The organism is Paenibacillus sp. GCM10012306 (assembly GCF_042649265.1).
Lineage (GTDB): Bacteria > Bacillota > Bacilli > Paenibacillales > Paenibacillaceae > Paenibacillus_AQ.
Window position 1 is genome coordinate 51,141 of the sequence record NZ_JBHRYW010000009.1, and the last position, 20,229, is coordinate 71,369.

Here is a 20,229-nt window from a genome sequence, read left to right on the forward strand (position 1 = left end):
TTGCTGGGCAAGCGGGTCTATTTGACATGATACAATTTCAGAAATCTTTCAAATCGATCACTTATAATATTCGTAATTATTAAGAAAAAAGAGGCCTAATGATGAATCATATTCACAGTTCGCACGATTATATGCTGGTGATCATTTCCTATCTGATTGCCGTGGCCGCTTCATTCAATGTCTTGGACTTGGCTGGGCGGATAAACAATACTAAGGGACGAAGGCGGTGGCTGTGGAAATTTTTCGGCTCCATTGTGATGGGGATGGGGATTTGGTCCATGCATTTTGTCGGCATGATGTCTATGAATCTACCGTTCCCTGTGTATTATGACCTGTTGGTCGTGCTTCTTTCAGTAGTAGTGGGGATTGTGGCATCGTTTGTGGCTTTGTTAGTTCTGAGCAGGCATAAGCTATCCAGGGGCCAATTGCTCGGGGGGGCCTCATTATTCGCATTCGGAATTTCAGCCATGCATTATATAGGCATGTATGCCATGCAAGTCAATATCTCTTATGACATCGGTTATGTAGCTCTGTCTATATTGATTGCGTTTGTGGCGTCCATTACTGCATTATGGCTATCCTTATATTTTGTTCAGCAGGGTACACGCAGTGGTTATATCAAGAAAATTGGCAGTGCTTTGATCATGGGGGCGGCGATTGCTGGAATGCATTATACCGGGATGTTGGCAGCCCATTTTGAGCCAGGGACCTCTACGGAACGAATGCTAGCGCCTCTAAGCCAGATCCTGGACCAGAAAAAGTTAGGCTATATCATCGCTGCCGGGACTCTGTTTACGCTAGGCTTGTCGTTGATCGGGTTGTACATCTCGAGACTCTTTTCCAAACAGGCCTTAGAGAAGCAGGAGAATGAGAAGTGGTACAGGTCGCTCTATGAGCACAATCAGGACGGCATCATTTCAATCGACCTGCATCGGCAGATTATCGGTATCAATCCTGCGGCCGCGCGGATAACCGGCATTCGGGAAAAGGAATTCAGATGCAGTCCCGTAGCATCGCTCCTGCCTTTGGTTGTCGAAGAGGAGCAGGGGCGTATGAAGGAGTTCTTTCTGCGAACGATTGATGGAGAAGCTATACGTTATGAGACCGTTCTGAGGCATGGCAGTCAGGGCAGAATTCATGTCAGTGTAGTACTGGCCCCTGTCTTTGTGGATGAGCAGGTAGTGGGCAACTACATTATTCTGCGCGATATTACTGAAGAGAAGCGGGCTGAGGAGAAGCATCGTCATCTCGCGTTCCATGATGAACTGACAGGTCTGCCTAACCGTCGTCAGTTCAATCAGACCTTATCAGAGATGATAAAAGCCCGAAGTCAGAATCAGCAACCCTTCGCCGTGATGGTTATGGACATTGACCGGTTCAAGATGATCAATGATTCACTGGGTCATATCTACGGTGATCTCTTCTTGCAGGAAGTAAGCAGCCGGATTCTTCAAATCGTGGATAGTGGGCAGGTGATGCTGGCGCGCATGGGAGGAGATGAATTCGCGGTATTGTTTTATCCGGATGCGGATGTGGAGAATGCTGCTGATTTGGCCGATGAGATCATTCAGGAGATCGGACAACCTTACTATTTGAAGGATAATGAATTTTACGTCACGGCTAGTATTGGAATTGCTATCTTCCCGGACCATGGTCAAGATGTCGTACAGCTGTTGAAGAATGCAGATACAGCGATGTATGAAGTCAAGAAGAACGGCAAAAACGGCCATCAGTTTTATTCAACCGAATTGTACGCCGTTCTACAGGAACGGATCGAACTGGAAGCCGATCTGAGAAAAGCGCTGGAGCGCAAAGAACTTGTGCTGCACTATCAGCCGCAGATTCGGACAGGTGATGTCCACATGATCGGCATAGAGGCATTGGTAAGATGGAATCATCCGGTGCGCGGGTTATTGCCACCCGATGCATTTATTTCGCTGGCTGAAGAAACGGGTTTGATTGTGGAGCTGGGGAATCAGGTGCTGTATGAAGCTTGTCGCCAAATGTATGAATGGCATCAAGCTGGTGGGCCGATGGTGCCGATCGCGGTTAACCTGTCCTCCCAGCAGTTCCATCAACCTAATCTGGTAGAACAGATCAAGCGCATTTTGTTGGATACAGGGCTTCTGCCTCAATATCTTGAACTGGAGATTACGGAGAGTATGATGATGGATGCGAAGGTATCTTTCGATATTCTTAATCAGCTGACCGAATATGGCATTCGGATCAGTCTGGATGATTTCGGTACAGGCTACAGTTCATTCAGCTATCTGAAAATGTTCCCGATTCATAAGGTGAAGATCGACCGTTCCTTCATTCAGGATTTGGCTGTGAATTCAAATGACAAAGCGATTGTCTCCACGATCATTACGATGGCTAGACAGTTAAATATGGACGTAATTGCAGAGGGGATAGAGACCAGAGCACAATTGGACATACTGACCGCACAGAATTGCAATGAAGTTCAGGGGTATTTTTACAGCCGCCCTTTGTCGGCTGACGATGTGGAGCAACAGTTTTTCGTTCCTCGCCGTGAAGGGTCTGAATTTATGGAGCAGCGCAGAGACCAACAAACCATTTTGTCTTGAGGTATGGAGGAAGAGGTTGAAGATGAGCATAGAACATCTGAAGGATCCAATCAAGGATACCAATGTAATCAAGGCGCTGGAACTTAATCTGGCGATGATTCGATTCGATCTGCAGCGCCGGGTCACGTATGTGAATGAAATTTTCGCGAAGACGATGGGATATACACCAGAAGAAATGCAAGGTATGCTACACCGGGAATTGTGCTTTCCCGAATTCACGGAAAGTCTTGCTTATGAACAATTCTGGGATAGCATCATGAGTGGTACAAGCTTTCAGGACAAGATTGAACGTAGAGATGCCAAAGGTCATCCTATATGGCTGGAGGCCACGTACATGCCAATCTATGATGATGCTGGCGAGCACATGTTGGGAGTATGCAAGATTGCGACCAATATTACGAACCGTCAAAATCATATCTCCACGGTTGTAGAGGAGCTGAAGCAGATGTCCACTAGTCTGAATGCTCGTGCCGAACAGGGGATTGAACGCAATCAGGAACTGCTAGACAGTATCTCTGTGATTGCTGGCGTATCCGCCAATAATATAGCAACACTGGCAGGTTTGCAGGCACAAGCACAATCCATACAGGGGGTGGCGCAGACGATTCGTGACATTGCCTCCCAAACACAGTTGCTGTCACTGAATGCCGCTATTGAAGCCGCACATGCCGGAGAATACGGCCGGGGCTTCGATGTAGTTGCTAAGGAAGTGAGGAAACTGTCGAATAGGGCCCACGAGTCCATCAGTGAGATCAGGGATAGTGTTGAGGGGATTGCGCGGGAAATAATAAAAATCTCCAAAGGGACGACGGAGGTACAGCACTACGTGAGCTTAAGTCAGCAGCAGATTGAGGTTGCCATGAATGAGTTTAGCAACATTCTGTCCTCTGCGCGGCAGTTGGATGCCAAGGCGGGTGATGTGACTCATATGGTCTAAAGAATCACGACCCGCTCTGCACAATTGCATATGAATTGCCCCAACTCCCTGACTACTTAATAAAGACGCCTCCGAATGGCAGGGCTTCCCGTAAAAAGCGCTTAATAATTCCGTCATCGTTGTTGTCCCGTTCGAAACGCCGGTTTTGGGTTCCAGCCTGAAATAAAACAGGGCCATGGCCCGTCATTTTCCAGTGGTAGCTCATATGTTGGCTGGCGAGATGATTGCCGTATACGGTAAGCTCCAGCTTGGCGTTCTCAGGGTAAGCAATAATGCTGCCCGCGTCTACATACAGAGGCTCGTAAGGGTGCAGCTCGACTTCGCATACCGTGCCTTCCGTGAGAATGCCGATGCTTCCTTTGCCGGAGAATTTGATCTTAACAATGTCGCGTGTAATCAACATGTTCTTCATACTGAGCACGCGAGTCTGCATAGTTATGCCTTCGCTGTAGTAGAAGAGATGTCTGAAATCGTAGAGCAGATCATTATTACCCGTAAGCTCGAGTGTCTTGACCCGGTAGCCTGGGGGCAGTGCCGCCACGAAGCGGCAGGGGCCGGACATATCGGAACGGATCAGCTTGCGCTTGCGATAGATCCCTTTTACATCCATTAGGCGGTCCGCCCGGCCTGACGAAGGCCCTTGATAAGCGATAATCTGCTGCGGATGCAGCACATGCACCATTTCATTCTCACCAACGGAGAAGGACAGGGCTTGTCCACTGGTATTGTTGCCTTCATCCTGAACGTCAATATTCATCCAGCCTGCCCCCTTTTTCTGTGTCATTATCTATATGCTCTCCATTCCTGTTTTACCGGAGGCGGTCACTTCTTCTGGAGCGACTACGCATACCTAGGCGGACTAACCGGATCAGCAGGAAATAGCCCAAGATCAGGCCTAGCCCTGTAATGATAGTAACCTTAATTCGGTTGAAGTTGTTTTCGCGCGCCTGGCGGTCATCTCTTAACTCATCGACCATCTGGCTGAGCTGGCGGTTCTGCTCCTGGAGGGCAGCATTCTGTGATACGGTATCACCCAGCTGATCCTTGGCTTTGTCGAGTTCGCTCTTGGTCCGCTCAAGCTCTTCCACCGTCTGGCGGTAGCTTTCTTGCAACTTGTTGACCTCTCCAGGAAGCTCGGAGAACTTCTGGAATCCGTTATATAGATCGCTGAAATAATTAGCCTGCGCCGAAGGAGCCGGAAGACATGCGAATATTCCGAGCAACAGCAGGGCTGAGCATAACAGTTTAAATCCTGAGTGTGTTAACTTTTTTCTCATTGTTGCATCACCACCTAAATAGGCTAGTTCTCCTTTTATTTTACCATAGCTTTACAGTGTTCGACAGCTTGTAGCAAGGGCAGGCAAAGGTGCTAAACGATAATACGCATAGTGAGGATAACCGTTTCCTGGTTATGTATCCTTCATTGAGAACGGACCGGGTTTATCGTATACTGTGGACGGGAAGAGGAGGTGCATGATGAATAAATGGGTGAAGACACTGCTATTCCTGGCCGGATCGGCCTTTTTGACACGGTTCATTCCGTTCTCGTCCTTGTTCCGTAATCTGGACACGATGATTCACGAATTCGGCCATGCGCTGGTCACGCTGCTCTTATCGGGTAAGGTGCTGCGCATTGAGCTGTATGCGGATCATAGTGGAGTAACCTATTCGGCTATCCAGGCGGGAGGCCGGGCGATTGGAGTAGCATTGGCGGGGTACCCGCTGGCGTCTTTGTTTGCGCTGCTGCTGTTCTTTCTCTATGGAAAAGGAAGGATAAGCTGGGGTCTGGGACTGACCACTAGCGTAGCGCTAATTATGCTGCTTTTGTATGTCCGGAGCAGTTTCGGAATGTTGTGGCTGGGTGGATTTATCGCCTTGAACATCGTTATGCTATTCTTCTGGGATAAGGTCAGCAAGTATTACTATCTATTATTGGCCTTTCTTACGCTGGAGGAATCTGTAACCGGGACACTCTATCTGGTCACCGCATCGGTGACGTCACCTTCCCGAGCCGGTGATGCCAGCAACTTGGCACGGCTGACGGGAGTCCCAGCGTTTTTCTGGGCGGCGTTGTTCTTTATGTTCTCCCTGTTGTGTGCGAAATGGGCCCTGGAATTTTTCTTTAAAGCCCAGCAGGTGCGAACAGGCAGAAGAGGATAGCGGCAGGATGTATATTTTTCTACATATATCGACATGTGAGAGTTAACCTTTAAGGGGCAACCTGTCTTTTTGACGGAGTTGGCTCTTTTTTTGTCGATTTTATAACGCGAACATATATTCCATGACAAGGAGTTGTCCGCCATTATTGGTACATTAATAGAAGAACCAGAAAAAGAAAGAGGTGGAAATATGCAAGCAAGTATTCAGCCGATATTTACTTGGAGTCAAGAACATATTTTTGCAGGCGGGACCCATAATATTGTTTTGCTGGTGGAGTGGAGAGGTATTGTAAAGATAGATCAACTTCGAAAACGAAGCCATAAAATAGCCGCACGTGACATCGAACTGCGAATATGGCTTGAACCCTACCTGAATCTCAGCACATGCCATGGATGCAAGGCAGAAGCAGGAGAAGGACGCTCACTGCTGCTGAACTTGGGGAATATTTTTTGCGGACAGCACAAGTATCTGGCACTTGAATTTTCCACAACCGCCATGCCGGCTGGTAGACATGATGCCCTATGGGTGCAGTGGTTTTATAAACAACCGCCAGGAGGGCGAATCCGTGAATTGCCTTTGCAAAAACTAAGCCTGGATTATAGTCGTCACACAGCTGTAGCCAGAGACACCGTCTGCTTTCATGTAGAGAAACACCTGGAATTGTTGAAATTCCCGACCGTGCTTGATGAAATCACTCTTCTAAAGGACAAGGGGCAGTTTATCGAGGCTGCAGAGCGCCTTCGCCGTCATGCCGATAATTTGCTGCTGTTGTCCGCCAGATCCGGAGACTTGTCTCTGCTCAAGGAAGCGGAAGCACTGTACAAACAGAGTGACAGAGAACTGCAGCCTAAGGAAAAAATGGTCGAGACAAGACATAGATAATGCATATACACGAAAAACAACCTATACATAAATAGCCTTAATTATCATGTTTGCAAGAACAGAAAACCGGGAATGTGATATATAATTGCGGTAAAATAGTAAAATAGTTCCATTATATTTTCCTAATCTCGGTAATTACTTCCTTGGTTTTTAGATATATACGACTAATTAATTTAAAAATAATGGGTCTATTTTACCATGAATCAAGGAGAACTGAATATGACAGACCGATTAATCCGGCTGATGCGTATTATTACGCTGGTTCAGGCCAAACCGGGCATTCTGGCCCGGGAGTTAGCCGAACGATGCGGCAACAGTGAAAGGACGATTTACCGGGATATGGATGCCCTCAGTGCTATGCATATTCCGATCACGCACTTGGGTCATGGGAAGGGATATGCCTTTATCGGGAATTTTGCGCTGTACCCCCTGGACTGGTCAGACGATGAAGCGATGGCATTTGGCCAGCTTCGCAACCTTATGGATGATATCAAACCGCTATTGCCTCCGGCCTTTGAGAGTGCCTATGAGAAAGTAATGGCGGCTGAATATAAGCATAGAACGGAAAAGGAAGAGAAGTTGGAGAGCGTTGGAAGGGAAGTGGGGGCTGCCTGGATGGAAAGAGGCGGCTTGTCGCCGGATTCGCCTGCTTTTTTGATTGAGTTGTTCGTCGCCATGCTGAAGCAGAAAAGTATACAAGCCGATTATAGTGAGAATTCGCTCGAAGAGAAGGGGATCGATATTGATCCCTATTATCTTATCCTGCTGGAAAATCGATTTTATTTAATTGGTTATTGTCATCGTTTTGGCGTAATGCGTACCTTTTATATCAATGGGCTCTCTAATGTTAAACCGCTCAAATACGGATTTACCAAAGACGATTTTGATTTGCAGGCTTTTATGAAACATAAATGGGCGCTGGACAAGGATAGCTTGCAGGTGGATTTTAAAATTAAGTTTTCCGAATGGTCCATGGAGCGGATCAAGAGAGAGGGGATGTTGCTGAAGCCCGCCAAGGTGGATCATGAAAATCGCTTTTTTCATTTCAAAGTGTCAGTGGATCAGGAATTTACGTTTGTCCGCTGGATTCTCAGTTTTGAGGAAGAAGCGGAAATCGTGGAACCTTCGTATTACCGTGAAGTTATGCGGCATCAATTGGAAAAAGGGCTGTCGCTGTATAAATAGCGCAGTCTTTTTTCTTTTTTTGCATAAGTTGTATTCTGACTAATTTTATAAGGTTAGTTTATATCATAAATTTTTTCTTGTACACCTTGGATTTATATAGTAATGTTATACATTAATTAGAATAAATAACCTCATAAGGCTCTATACTTCCACAAAGTGTTAACTACAATTACCCTAGCTTCCCAACCTCCTTAGTTTTGCACACCTTCATTTGACCTTTGTTCAATTTTTAAACAGAAGAGAGGTATTATTCTTTGTCTGAGCCCATTTTAAAAATTGAGAATCTGCATACCCACTTTTTTACCGATCGAGGTGAAATTCCGGCTGTCGACGGCGTTGATCTTTACATTAATCCTGGCGAGGTGCTGGGTGTAGTAGGGGAATCCGGCTGCGGCAAAAGCGTGACCTCGCTGTCTGTGCTGAGATTGGTACCCAATCCTCCTGGCAGGATTGTAGAAGGCCGGATCTTTCTGAAAGGCCAGGATCTGGTAACACTCAAGGAAAAAGAGATGCGCAAGATCCGCGGAGATGCGGTTTCGATGATCTTTCAGGAACCGATGACCTCGCTTAATCCACTGTTTACTGTCGGTCAGCAAATCATTGAGACTGTACGTCTGCACCGGGGAATGTCCAAGAAACAAGCACGGGATCATGCCATTGATATGCTGCGTAATGTCGGCATTCCGAGACCGGAGTCCATTATTGACGAATATCCCCATCAATTGTCGGGCGGTATGCGCCAAAGAGTCATGATCGCCATGTCAATCTCCTGCAATCCGGAGCTGTTGATTGCCGATGAGCCTACTACGGCGCTTGATGTGACGATCCAGGCCCAGATACTGGACTTGATCCGTAGGCTGAATGAAGAGCAGGGAACGGCTGTGATGATGATCACCCATGATTTGGGTGTAGTCGCAGAGATGTGCCATCGTGTGGCCGTTATGTATGCAGGTAAGGTAGTGGAGGAGGGCAGCGTGCACGATATTTTTAAACACCCGATGCACCCCTATACCCGTGGTCTGATACAATCCGTACCGAGAATGGACGAGACTCGTGAGCGTCTGTACTCCATTCCAGGAAATGTGCCTGTACTCAGCACAGATATGCAGGGCTGCCGCTTCGCACCGCGATGTCCGGAGGCCATGGAGATCTGTTTTCAGTCCCTTCCGCAGCTCACACTGCAGGAGGAACAGCATAGCTGCCGCTGTTGGCTGCATGAAAGAAGTCAGGAGGATGCGGTATGAGCGAAAATCTGCTGGAGGTCAAAGGACTGAAGAAGTATTATCCGGTGCAAAAAGGATTTCTTAATTCGACAGTGGGATTCGTGAAGGCGGTCGATGATATCTCCTTCACGATCCGCAGTGGAGAGACATTCGGACTCGTGGGGGAGAGTGGCTGCGGCAAATCGACCGCAGGCAGGTCGCTACTGCGGCTCATGGAGCCGACGGCGGGTGAGGTTCTTTTTGAAGGACGGGACATTACAAAGCTCTCTGCAGAAGAACTACGCAAGCAACGCCGCGAGATGCAGATGGTGTTCCAGGACCCCTTCTCTTCACTTGATCCTCGTCACACTGTACAGCGAATTCTGGAGGAGCCCATGATTGTGCATCGTACGGGTAATGCCCGGGAGCGCCGTGCTGCCGTGGACAGGCTTGCCGATGTGGTGGGACTTACGAAGAGCCATTTGCAGCGGTATCCGCATCAGTTCTCGGGCGGACAACGACAGCGCATCGGTATTGCTCGGGCGCTTGCCCTTCAGCCCAAGCTGATTGTGGCCGATGAGCCGGTCTCCGCGCTCGATGTATCCATACAGTCACAGGTCATTAATCTCATGCAGGATTTACAACGTGAATTTGGATTGACGTACCTCTTTATCGCCCATGACCTTAGTGTCGTCAAGCATATCTGCGACCGGGTTGCCGTAATGTATCTGGGCAGAATCATTGAAATCACGGACAAGCACTCGTTATACTCCCACCCTCAGCATCCTTACACCCAGGCTTTGTTATCTGCAGTTCCCGAACCTGATCCTGATATCCGCAAAGAGCGAATCATTCTCCAGGGCGAGGTGCCAAGCCCGGCGAATGCGCCGGTTGGCTGCTCTTTTCATACCCGTTGTCCTCATGTGATGGAGGTCTGCCGCAAGGAACGGCCACCGCTGCTAGAGACGGACACCGCCCATTTTACCGCCTGTCATTTGCATGACAGAACAACCCATTCACAGCTCGCTTAATCTGACAGCTTAGAAAGCATAGATATCGGTTTATGGCTGCGCTTTGGCACAGCTCTATATAAACGCTTTAATACTTTCACTAGCAGAAGGGAGTTTTCGATGAGATGAAAAAATGGGGTAATCTTGTACTGGTCTTAACGCTTAGCCTGGCATTCACGCTAAGCGGCTGCGGAGGCAGCAACAATGCGGGCAAGGATGGTAACACTGGAGGCAACGCAGCGGCAACCAATGCTCCGATAGAAGCAACGGACAAGCCCAAAGAGGTTCAGGATACGTTAATCCTGGGACGGGGCGGAGATTCTGCTGCGCTTGATCCGGCGATTGTCACTGATGGCGAGTCCCTGAAGATCTCCCATCAGGTATTCGACTCTTTGCTGGAATATAAGCCCGGTACTTCCGAAGTGCAGGCATCCCTTGCCGACAGTTGGGAAGTGACTCCTGATGGTTTGACCTACACATTCAAGTTGCATCCTGGGGTGAAGTTCCATGACGGCACCGACTTTAACGCCGAGGCTGTCGTGTTTAACTTCGAACGCTGGAATGATCCGAAGAGTGAATTCAAATTCGAAGGCGACTCGTTCGATTATTATGATTCTATGTTCGGTCCAGACGGTAGCCGTGTTATTAAGGAAGTCAAAGCCGTGGATGAAGGCACGGTGCAAATTATTCTGAACCAGCCGCAGGCGCCTTTCCTGCAGAACATCGCGATGACCTCCTTTGGGATTGCTAGTCCTACAGCAATCAAGGAGAAGAAGGCAAACTTCAAGAATGAGCCGGTTGGCACGGGGCCGTTCGTCTTCAAGGAATGGAAACGCAATGATTCTATCACACTGGAGAAGAATGCCGCCTATTGGAAATCGGGATTGCCGAAGCTGAACAAAGTTATCGTGCGTTCCATCCCGGACAACTCGGCCCGGTTCACAGCCTTGCAGAACGGCGAGATTGACCTGATGGAAGACCTCAGTCCGGATGACCTGTCCACACTTGAGAGCAATAGTAACCTGCAAAAAATTGAGCGTCCACCGTTTAACGTTTCTTACTTAGGCTTTAACTTCAAGAAGAAGCCGTTTGACAATGTAAAAGTTAGACAAGCGCTGAATCATGCAGTGAACAAACAAGCCATTATTGATGCATTCTTCTCTGGTCAGGCCCAGCCGGCCGTGAATCCGTTGCCGCCTTCACTGTGGGGCTACAACGACAGTGTGAAGGATTATGAATTTGATCTGGACAAAGCCAAGGCGCTTCTTGCAGAAGCTGGGTATCCAAATGGTCTGCCTGATCCTGTAACCTTGTACGCGATGCCTGTGCCTCGTCCTTATATGCCTGATGGTAAGAAGGTGGCAGAAGCCATTCAGGCTGATTGGGAGAAAATTGGTGTGAAAACTGTGATTGAATCTCCGGAATGGGCTACGTATCTGGATGATACTAAGGCGGGCGAGAAGGATGATATTTATATGCTCGGCTGGACCGGAGACAATGGCGACCCGGATAACTTTATCTACACTTTGCTCGATAAGGACGCGATTCCAAGTAATAACCGGACCTTCTATGTTAATGAAGAGCTGCATACCCTGCTAACCAGCGCTCAGAAGGAAACGGATCAGGGCAAGCGCTCTGACTTATATAAGAAGGCACAGGAAATTATTAAAGCTGATGCCCCGTGGGTTCCATTGGTACACACGAAGCCGCTTCTGGCCGGCAAAGCTAATCTGAAGGGCTTCGTACCAGGTCCGACAGGTACGGAATATTACAGCGAAGTGTACTTTGAATAGCCGTATTAAACTGTGCATGGTTTTGACTGCCTTTAGGGTACCATTACACCTTTGGAAGGTGAGCCGACTTTGAATGCCTACTTATTAAAAAGAATCATGGTTTTGATTCCTGTATTAATTGGGATGACGATTATTGTCTTCTCTATTATTCATGCCATTCCTGGTGATCCGGCCGAGACGATTCTCGGCCAAAAGGCTACAGAAGAGTCCAAGCAGGCGCTGCGCGATCAACTCGGTCTCGATAAGCCTTGGCTGCAGCAATATCTGAATTACATGGGAGATTTGGTGAAGGGGGATTTCGGTACCTCCATCCGTACTAAAATGCCGATTGCCAAGGAGATTTTGCCCTATCTTGCAGCAACACTGGAATTAACGGCAGCCAGTATGCTGTTTGCGACCTTCGTGGGCGTGAATGCGGGTATTCTTAGTGCCTGGCGACAGAACTCGTGGTTTGATTATAGCGCCATGATTATTGCGCTCATCGGGGTCTCCATGCCGATCTTCTGGCTCGGGCTCATGGAACAATTGATATTCGCCCTGAAGCTCCACTGGCTTCCCTCCATTGGGCGGATGGACCAGCGCGATCCGGTGACCAGCATCACCAATCTCTATGTGATTGATACGATCCTGGCAGGACGCTGGGATCAGCTATGGACCGTCATTAAGCATTTGATCCTGCCGAGTATGGCACTCGGAACGATTCCGATGGCGATTATTGCCCGGATGACCCGTTCCAGCATGCTCGAGGTCATGAATTCCGATTATATCCGCACAGCCAAAGCGAAGGGCTTATCGCAGTTTCTGGTAGTGTACAAGCATGCGCTGAAGAATGCGCTTATTCCTGTACTGACCGTAATCGGCTTGCAGACAGGCGCCCTGCTAGGCGGTGCGGTGCTCACCGAGACCATTTTTGCCTGGCCGGGTGTAGGGCGTTACATCTTTGAAGCTATCAGTTCACGTGACTATCCTGTGATCCAGACAGGGATTCTGGTGATTGCTTTTATTTTTGTAATCATTAATCTGTTGGTGGATCTGCTATACGCCGTTATTGATCCGCGCATTAATTACAAGTGAGGGTGAATCTATGTCACAGCCAACTATCCATGCAACGTCTCATAATAATGTTCCTGCTAAAGAGGCTTTTGGCCCCTGGCGCGATGCGTGGCGGGCCTTTCGTAAGAACAAGACGGCGATGCTGGGACTGGGTATCATCCTAATCTTCGTAATGATTGCGCTGCTGGCGCCGTGGATTGCACCCTATGACTACAAGGCGCAGGAACTGGTTAACCGTCTGAAGCCACCGTCAGCCCAGCATTGGCTCGGCACCGACGATCTTGGACGAGATCTGTTCACTCGGGTGATTTATGGAGCACGGATTTCCTTATGGGTTGGTTTTTTCTCTGTCATTGGCTCCATGATTGCCGGAACCATCCTGGGGGTGCTGGCAGGGTTCTACGGCAAATGGATCGATATGTTGATTTCCCGTATGTTTGATATTCTGCTGGCGTTTCCGAGTATTTTGCTCGCTATTGCTATTGTGGCGATTTTGGGTCCCTCTTTGCAAAATGCGTTATATGCTATTGCCATCGTTAACATCCCGACCTATGGGAGATTGGTGAGAGCCAAGGTGCTCAGCCTAAAATCGGAAGAGTATATCACCGCGGCCCGGGCGATAGGTATGAGGGACAGCCGCATCCTGATCATCCACATCTTGCCGAACAGTCTAACACCGATTATCGTGCAGGGTACACTCGGTATCGCACATGCGATTATCGAAGCCGCTGCACTTGGGTTCCTGGGCCTTGGCGCCCAGCCGCCTGATCCGGAGTGGGGGAAGATGCTTTCCGACTCTCGGCAGTTTATTCAGAAAGCGCCGTGGACGGTTATCTTCCCGGGTCTGTCCATTATGCTGACCGTGCTGGGCTTCAACTTGATAGGTGATGGCCTACGTGATGTGCTGGACCCTAGAATGAAAAAATAACCATGAAGCTAGCCCTTTCGGCGCTCAATGCCGAAAGGGCTAATTTTTTTCAAATTAAGCTTCCTATTATAATAGAAGGTTTTTTATTATCCATCAGGGATTTCGCCCAACCTGCTGCTTACCTGCTTGCTGTGTGTCAGAGAGCTTGATCAATTCGGAGACGGTGACGAACCGGTAACCCTGCTTTTCCAGCTCTGGAAGAATGATCTTAAGCGCCTGCCGAGTCTGGGATTTTCCATGGACATGGTCGTGAAAAAGCACAATATCTCCATTATGGGCATTGCGGATCACCTTGGACGAGATGGCATAAACACCAGGTCTGTTCCAGTCACGGGTATCCTGATGCCAGGACCAGAGGATGGGCTTGAGCCCCATCTGGTTAGACACATTAATCAGAGTCTCGTCGTACATGCCTCCAGGCGGACGAAACAGGTTACTCCGTTTCCCCGATATCTTGATGATTTCTTGTTCCGTTTGCTCCAATTCCTCGTGTACCTGCTTTTGGGAGATCGGCCGCTTGAAATACACGTGATTATAAGTATGGTTAGCCAGTTCATGACCCTCGGCAACCACCCGCCGGGCGATATCGGGATAAGCGGCAATTCGTTTTCCAATTACAAAAAAAGTACACTTGGCATTGTACTGCTTCAGCAAATCCAGAATCAGCTCGGTCTCTACCGGATCCGGACCGTCATCGAAGGTGAGGGCTATCACCTTTTGACTGGTATGTACCTCCCAGATCATGTCGCCCCGTTTCTCAAAATAGTAGCGGTTCTTGACTATCGGGCTGGCCAGTGTAGATGGCGTACAGCAGAGCAGCAGGGCTAATGCAGCCGAAATGACCCTATACGCTCTTTTCATGGATGCCCCCCCTTTTTCTTAGGTTCAGTTATATAGAATGCACCTTTGGCAGGAGGAAATATGCAGAGGGAGGGCATACTGGGAAAAACTGTGCGGAATCAGGAACGTCTGAACTTGCCACTGTAAAAACAACGCAGATAAATATATAGACCGGAGGCGAGAAAGAATAAGCTGCTCTCCAGCAGGAAGACCCATAGTTCAGAAAATAGCCCTTGCAAAAGCGGTCGACAACGTGATAACCCGGCAGCAGTCATGAACAAAAAGCCGATGTCACACAGCATCAAAAGCAGGGTCCGGTGAAGCCTTCCCCAGTGGATATGCAGAGCTTTCAGGTTCCAGAGTGAAGACACAAGTTCCATGGATATAATGGCAATTGCCGCTCCAGCATAGCCAAAGCCGGGAATGCCTACGAGCATATATTGAGCGAAAGTGGAGCAGGCCAGTCCTGAGAGCAGACCCCAGAAGGGAGCCTTCTTGACATCTTGTGCCCATAGAATGCTAGTGGTCAGTTCGCGGAAACCTACCAGAAGCGGGATGGATGCCAAGTATTTGATTGGTATAGTCGCTGCTGTTGTATTAAAGATGAGCATGGAAAGCTTGTCGGCATGAATAAACAGGAACAGCCCGGAGGCGATTCCCCACAACCAGGAAATCTTCAAGGCCAGACTTGCCAGGCGATTGAATTTTTCCAAAGTGCCCTGCTGCCATTCTGCTGCGATCCGTACCGTCAATGTGTGACTCAGTGCACCTGTTATGAGCGAAGGGGAATAGACGACAATAGCCGCCATCCCGTAAATAACGCCATACATGGCCGTTGCTTCGGAAGTGCTATAGCCTGCTGCGAGCAGACGACTCGGAACCAGCAGAGCGTCAATAAATTCCGAAGCCGGAATGAACATGCGCGTCACCGATATAACCAGCGAAGTTTTGAAGAATAGCGTAACGGGCAATACTTCGGAGCGGCCTTGCGGGCGCGGGGAATGGGTATCCAAAGAAAGATATATGGTTAGCAGCGAAAATGAGATAAATGCGCCAAGAAAGGTGCCATATAATCCTCCACCTACGGCCTGGCCCATGCCGAGCGGCAGTAGTTGTGCTGTGATCAGCACCATGCAGGTTACACGGAAAGCTTGCTCCGTTACTTCTGATATAGCAATTATGCCGATGCGTCCAAGTCCCTGCAGATAACCTCGCAGCAGTCCCAGCAAAGGAGCAGCAAACAGGGCAGGGGCCAGACTGTGCAGTGCATGCTCCAGACCAGGATTACCAAGTAGCGTAGAAAGGAATGGCGAGTACCGGAATACGGCCAAGCTAACGGCTCCGCCTCCAAACATCAGGAGCACAGAGATAATCTTTAGAAGCTGCCAGCCCTGTGCGGGTTTTCTGGCGGTTTCCAGAGCAAGCGCCGTGGGCAGTCCTCCAGCCAACATCAATATAAAGCCGTAGAAGGAGTAGGCAATCTGATACAGCCCGATTCCTTCTGCGCCGGCAATTCTGGTGAGGATGATCCGTCCCGCCAGCCCGAATATCTTGACCGCAACCATGGCGGCTGCCCGAATGGCAGATTGCTTGAATAGATGGGGCACAGCGCTACCTCCAGCGTAACGTATTCAATGTCGTGATCTTTAATTGTATGACATTGAAATGGCGTTATGCTGACAAGCTTAATCTCTGATATGAATCAGCTCATATTTAGTGTTTTTGTCCCACCCAAGGTCGAAAGGAACACGGTAACGGTCTGCTGTATGGGAGTTCACCAGTGGATACCCATATTCATCAAAGCCTGTAATGACCGAAAAATGATCCGTATCATTATGGTGAAGAATATAGCCGATCAGGTCGCCGGCCTGCAGTTGGGAGATAGCGCCATTGGCATATTTTCTGGAAGGGGCTACTACTTCCTTATAGGTACCCTTGGAGACCATAGTGCCATAGCCGGAGCGCAGCAGGAAATTGCGGAAGGCATCGGTCTGCACCCAGGTCTGAGTGCCACCGGTCTGATAGAAGTATCGCCAGCCCGACTTCATCGCCAGTCCGCCACCTTCCTCAGGATCACCAACCACTTGAGAGGCAAAGTTAGTGCAGTCGCCCCCCTTACCTGTGTAGTCGAGATATTTGCGGTTGTACCGATGCTGATTGCCAGCTCCCCATGCGGTTCCTGCATATTTATCGGCATAGGCTATGGCGCGTGAACGATTGTAACGACGACTTTTACCCGATACTGTTGCTGTCGGTTTAACAGAGGGGGCCAATCCGTCCGGACTGTCGGCAATCTTATCCGGATTCTCGTCCAGCGGGTCCAAGTACCATTCGCGGGCGATTTTCCAACTTCCATTGATTTTCTTCAGGGTCATAAAATGACGTGTCCCGATGCCAAAGGACTGTGGCGGAATCACTTCATTTAAATACACATAGCTGAGCTTGAGTGATTGCACAAGGGACACCTTAGCTGTGTCTTGAGTAATATTCCTGCGGATAATCCGAATGCCGCTGTTGGCTTTGACCAGCTTAACAGACCTCTTCGCAGCCCATGCATTAACATAAGCCGTTCGATTGCTCTCGTTATGAAAGGCATTCTTACTTAACGTCTGTTCCGTCAGGTAAAAGCCCTTTAGCCGCTGTGTTTGCTGGTCGATCAAGGTCTGTGCGCGATCAGCGAAGATCTGCTTTAATGCGGTATCTATCTCTTGATTTCGTTTGTTGTCTTCTGCATTCACCGTAGTAGCGGGCAACGAAAAGGATGCAAAAAGGATAAGGATGAGGGACAGAATACTGGTTTTTTTAAGCACGATCATCACTCACCTTTCTGCTTCGTAAAAACGACCAGCCGTTTCTCATGTTCTTTTTTCTTTCTGCTATATTTCCCTGTGCAGGTTATAAGGGTTAACCTGTGTTCCGTGGTATCCCCGAATATTCGTTCTAATGGAGCCTCATTGGTTGGGTATATTTCAACAGACTCAACGGTATAAGTAAGCTTGTGTACGTTATTCGAGACAACAATGCTGTCGCCCGGTTTTAATTTTTTTAAATTGAAAAAAACGGCAGGACCGGTATAGCTGTCCACATGTCCATCCAATACCACATTACCCTTTGAGCCTGGAAGGATGCCTGGATAAGAAATGCCAACCAGTTCGGTTGACTCCGGTACGCCCATTTGCCCGTTTGGCAATGCAGCTACCGGTTCTATTTCTGTGGTGACTCCAATCGCAGGAATGGAAAGTCGGGTCGGCATAAATGGTTTCTCAGGCAGCACAGGAGCGGAATGGATCGGTATCGGTTTCTGGGTAGGTTCAACTTTAGTATCAATTACGGTTGTATTCGGCTTTGATTCTGAATGGAGATTCTCTTTAGGTGCAGGTGACGGTGTTGTTGCTCCGCAACCACAGCCATAAAAGGCGATGCTGGTGAGCATTAAGGCAAGAATCCATTTTTTCATGTTTATAAGAGAAAGAGGGAGTATTCCTCCCCCTTTCGTCCTCCTTACTCAGTTTGTTCGCTCGCGCCGCCGAAGCCTGTTTTCGGCAATTTAGTGGCTTTGGCCTTGATGCTCTTGGTTTTCAGGCTCTTGGCTTTTAAAGTTTTGTGTTCCAGACTTTTGGCTTTTAGGCTCTTAGCATGTGTCCCTTTGGCATGAGCTTTATGGTGTGCTTTAGCTTTGTGCTTGGCTTGAGTGTGTACTTTCTTCTCGTGTTTCGTCGGTTCAACCGGAGCTGCACTAGCAGCTGATACAGCGGACATCAATAAGCAGGCAGAAATGGCGGCAACAGCTAATTTCTTCATAAAAGTATTTCCTCCTCAAAATGTTTTTTTCCCCTGCAAAGTAATATCTCCAATTCGCATAGTTATTAGATTGTTAAATTGTTTCCAGTTGTTAATTCCTAAATTTGAAGTCCGGAATTTCAATATATAAGACGAACTCGAAAGTAAAGGCTCCGTCGCCACTGCGGTGAATGTTTGGACTTCCGGTCGCTGTTGTCGCCAGATTTTTTTTTTTATAAACCCGCTTTTAGCGGTTGAAATCTGGCGACAAAGGCGAACGCTTCGCTCCTACAGTTCCAAACCTTCCCCTTCGTTCCTTCTCGCTTCTTGTTACTTTCTTTTGTTCGTCCTATATAGGTGAAAGTTCAGGGCAATATGTTCTATAATAAATTACTAAATAAAGATTTCAGGATAGGGTGGGGAACATGACACTGATTGGCAAAAGAGAACACCGGCAGTATCCGGAGATTACACGCCTGGAGACGTCGCGTGCTGCTTATGAACGAGATTATTCCCGCCTGATTCATTCGCCGACATTTCGCAGACTCCAAGGTAAATCTCAAGTCTTCGGCGCAGGCACGGGTGATTATTACCGCACACGCCTGACTCATTCACTGGAGGTCGCTCAGATTGCTCGCGAGGCAGCTAGAAGTCTGCTGCGATCCTATCCGGAGGTGGCGACCGGACAGGCCGACAATCCTGGTCTGGTAATTGATCCCGAGGTAGTGGAATGTGCGGCGATTGCCCATGATTTTGGCCATCCGCCCTTTGGACATAAAGGAGAAGAGGTACTGGACAGCATTCTGGAGCAGTTGATTGAGAATAAAACGAATGAAGCAGCCCGTCTGGCTGGTGCCGATCCTGCGGAGAAGCTGTTTATTCAGGATGAAATGAAGCAGCGTTATGAGCATTTTGAAGGAAATGCCCATAACTTCCGCCTGATTATGTTCCTCGAGAAGCGGGAGAACATCGACGGTTTAAATCTCTCTGATGCTGTACTGCTCGGGATCAACAAATATCCTTTTCCCGGTACAATCTTGAAGAAGGGCTTGTACTTGCATGAATGGGAATATATTTCTGAGATCCGCAGTGATTGGGGAATTCCGGCCGGCAAGAAAACGCTGGAAGCCCAGCTTATGGATCTCTGCGACGATATAGCTTACTCTGCACATGATCTGGAGGATGGCATCAAGGCTGGGAAGATCGAAGTACATGAACACTTCATGCATGATGACTATATCCAGAAGCTGATTGTCGAGAAGATCACTACGCTGGAGGATTTTTTCTGGCAGGGCTGGGAAACGGAGAAAATCCGGGCTAAAGTGGAGGAGGTCCTCAGTGCATTCCTTCGTGTCTGGAAAGAGAAGCTGCCGACCTGCGAGAATGATTATTCGAGAACCCGCCGGGAAGTGAAGGCCTACTGGGTCAGCACCTTTGTGGCCAGTCTTGGCGTGATCGACGATGGAGACTGGAAGAAGGTTACCTTCATTAAAGAGGGGCAGGAGGATACGGATATGCTGCGTACGGTCAGTGTCCTGAAAAGCTTCGCATGGGTCACTATGATTCGCGATTTACGGGTGCAGCGGCTTCAGAAAAGAAGTGAATGGATTCTTCGCCGTCTATGGGGGGCCTTTCTGGACCCGGACACCTCCAAAGCTATTATCCCTTCCGATTGGTTACAGCGCTTTGAGAAGGATCAGCGGCAGGCAAAGCCGATCTGGACCTGGGAGCATATGGTTATTGATTATATCGCTGGCATGACAGATGCCTTTGCCGAGAAAATATATAACGAACTGTACGGTCTCAAGGTCGGATCGATTTACGATCTTGATTAGGGAGAGGAAACCGAGTATTTGAAAGGAGAGGCAGCT

At 48.6% G+C, this 20,229-nt stretch carries 18 protein-coding genes; 11 read left to right on the plus strand and 7 right to left on the minus strand.

Features of this window, described 5'->3' with window-relative positions; genetic code table 11:
* The first annotated feature begins 101 nt into the window (after nt 1-101).
* Nucleotides 102-2,588, plus strand: coding sequence for an EAL domain-containing protein (locus tag ACFORK_RS19415; RefSeq protein WP_379201981.1), 2,487 nt, complete (start codon nt 102-104; stop codon nt 2,586-2,588).
* A 22-nt stretch (nt 2,589-2,610) separates the two neighbouring features.
* A complete protein-coding gene (locus tag ACFORK_RS19420; protein WP_379201984.1) occupies nt 2,611-3,525 on the plus strand; it encodes a methyl-accepting chemotaxis protein in 915 nt (304 codons plus the stop codon).
* Nucleotides 3,526-3,577: 52 nt separating this feature from the next.
* Here the strand turns inward: ACFORK_RS19420 and ACFORK_RS19425 are convergent, their stop codons facing one another.
* The gene (locus ACFORK_RS19425; RefSeq protein WP_379202419.1) at nt 3,578-4,282 is read right to left on the minus strand and encodes an AIM24 family protein; all 705 of its coding nucleotides are present in this window, start codon (nt 4,280-4,282) and stop codon (nt 3,578-3,580) included.
* A gap of 52 nt (nt 4,283-4,334) precedes the next feature.
* Nucleotides 4,335-4,802 carry a coiled-coil domain-containing protein gene (locus ACFORK_RS19430; protein ID WP_379201986.1) on the minus strand — a complete coding sequence of 156 codons (468 nt, stop codon included), beginning with the start codon at nt 4,800-4,802 and terminating at the stop codon, nt 4,335-4,337.
* Between the two features lie 199 nt (nt 4,803-5,001).
* On the opposite strand from ACFORK_RS19430, the gene ACFORK_RS19435 reads away from it, so the two are divergent.
* The 8 genes from ACFORK_RS19435 to nikC all read left to right on the plus strand — a co-directional run bounded on the left by ACFORK_RS19435 (nt 5,002) and on the right by nikC (nt 13,738).
* Nucleotides 5,002-5,685, plus strand: coding sequence for a M50 family metallopeptidase (locus ACFORK_RS19435; protein ID WP_379201988.1), 684 nt, complete (start codon nt 5,002-5,004; stop codon nt 5,683-5,685).
* Nucleotides 5,686-5,874: 189 nt separating this feature from the next.
* Nucleotides 5,875-6,567 (plus strand): hypothetical protein, encoded by a 693-nt coding sequence (locus ACFORK_RS19440; protein WP_379201990.1) that lies wholly within the window; start codon nt 5,875-5,877, stop codon nt 6,565-6,567.
* 219 nt (nt 6,568-6,786) lie between these two features.
* Nucleotides 6,787-7,752: a helix-turn-helix transcriptional regulator gene (locus tag ACFORK_RS19445; RefSeq protein ID WP_379201992.1), complete on the plus strand. Its 966-nt coding sequence runs from the start codon at nt 6,787-6,789 to the stop codon at nt 7,750-7,752.
* A gap of 254 nt (nt 7,753-8,006) precedes the next feature.
* The gene (locus ACFORK_RS19450) at nt 8,007-8,996 is read left to right on the plus strand and encodes an ABC transporter ATP-binding protein (protein ID WP_379201995.1); all 990 of its coding nucleotides are present in this window, start codon (nt 8,007-8,009) and stop codon (nt 8,994-8,996) included.
* The gene (locus ACFORK_RS19455) at nt 8,993-9,985 is read left to right on the plus strand and encodes an ABC transporter ATP-binding protein (protein WP_379201997.1); all 993 of its coding nucleotides are present in this window, start codon (nt 8,993-8,995) and stop codon (nt 9,983-9,985) included. Before ACFORK_RS19450 ends, ACFORK_RS19455 begins: the two co-directional genes overlap by 4 nt.
* Nucleotides 9,986-10,089: 104 nt before the next feature.
* Complete coding sequence (locus ACFORK_RS19460; protein WP_379201999.1) at nt 10,090-11,757, plus strand: ABC transporter substrate-binding protein; 1,668 nt, start codon at nt 10,090-10,092, stop codon at nt 11,755-11,757.
* Between the two features lie 69 nt (nt 11,758-11,826).
* The gene (locus ACFORK_RS19465; RefSeq protein ID WP_379202001.1) at nt 11,827-12,831 is read left to right on the plus strand and encodes an ABC transporter permease; all 1,005 of its coding nucleotides are present in this window, start codon (nt 11,827-11,829) and stop codon (nt 12,829-12,831) included.
* A gap of 10 nt (nt 12,832-12,841) precedes the next feature.
* The gene (gene nikC, locus ACFORK_RS19470; protein WP_379202003.1) at nt 12,842-13,738 is read left to right on the plus strand and encodes a nickel transporter permease; all 897 of its coding nucleotides are present in this window, start codon (nt 12,842-12,844) and stop codon (nt 13,736-13,738) included.
* 93 nt (nt 13,739-13,831) lie between these two features.
* On the opposite strand, the gene ACFORK_RS19475 is transcribed toward nikC, so the two are convergent.
* The 5 genes from ACFORK_RS19475 to ACFORK_RS19495 all read right to left on the minus strand — a co-directional run bounded on the left by ACFORK_RS19475 (nt 13,832) and on the right by ACFORK_RS19495 (nt 18,379).
* The gene (locus ACFORK_RS19475) at nt 13,832-14,599 is read right to left on the minus strand and encodes a polysaccharide deacetylase family protein (RefSeq protein ID WP_379202005.1); all 768 of its coding nucleotides are present in this window, start codon (nt 14,597-14,599) and stop codon (nt 13,832-13,834) included.
* Nucleotides 14,600-14,697: 98 nt separating this feature from the next.
* Entirely contained in the window at nt 14,698-16,185 is a 1,488-nt protein-coding gene (locus ACFORK_RS19480) for an oligosaccharide flippase family protein (RefSeq protein WP_379202007.1), read from the minus strand.
* A 78-nt stretch (nt 16,186-16,263) separates the two neighbouring features.
* A complete protein-coding gene (locus ACFORK_RS19485; RefSeq protein WP_379202009.1) occupies nt 16,264-17,394 on the minus strand; it encodes an amidase domain-containing protein in 1,131 nt (376 codons plus the stop codon).
* Nucleotides 17,394-18,035 carry a class F sortase gene (locus tag ACFORK_RS19490; RefSeq protein ID WP_379202011.1) on the minus strand — a complete coding sequence of 214 codons (642 nt, stop codon included), beginning with the start codon at nt 18,033-18,035 and terminating at the stop codon, nt 17,394-17,396. Before ACFORK_RS19490 ends, ACFORK_RS19485 begins: the two co-directional genes overlap by 1 nt.
* Nucleotides 18,036-18,079: 44 nt before the next feature.
* On the minus strand, nt 18,080-18,379 hold the full coding sequence (locus tag ACFORK_RS19495) for a hypothetical protein (RefSeq protein WP_379202013.1): 300 nt from the start codon (nt 18,377-18,379) through the stop codon (nt 18,080-18,082).
* 404 nt (nt 18,380-18,783) lie between these two features.
* Between ACFORK_RS19495 and ACFORK_RS19500 the strand changes: the two genes are divergently transcribed.
* Nucleotides 18,784-20,193 (plus strand): deoxyguanosinetriphosphate triphosphohydrolase family protein, encoded by a 1,410-nt coding sequence (locus ACFORK_RS19500; RefSeq protein WP_379202015.1) that lies wholly within the window; start codon nt 18,784-18,786, stop codon nt 20,191-20,193.
* The last annotated feature ends 36 nt before the right edge of the window (nt 20,194-20,229 follow it).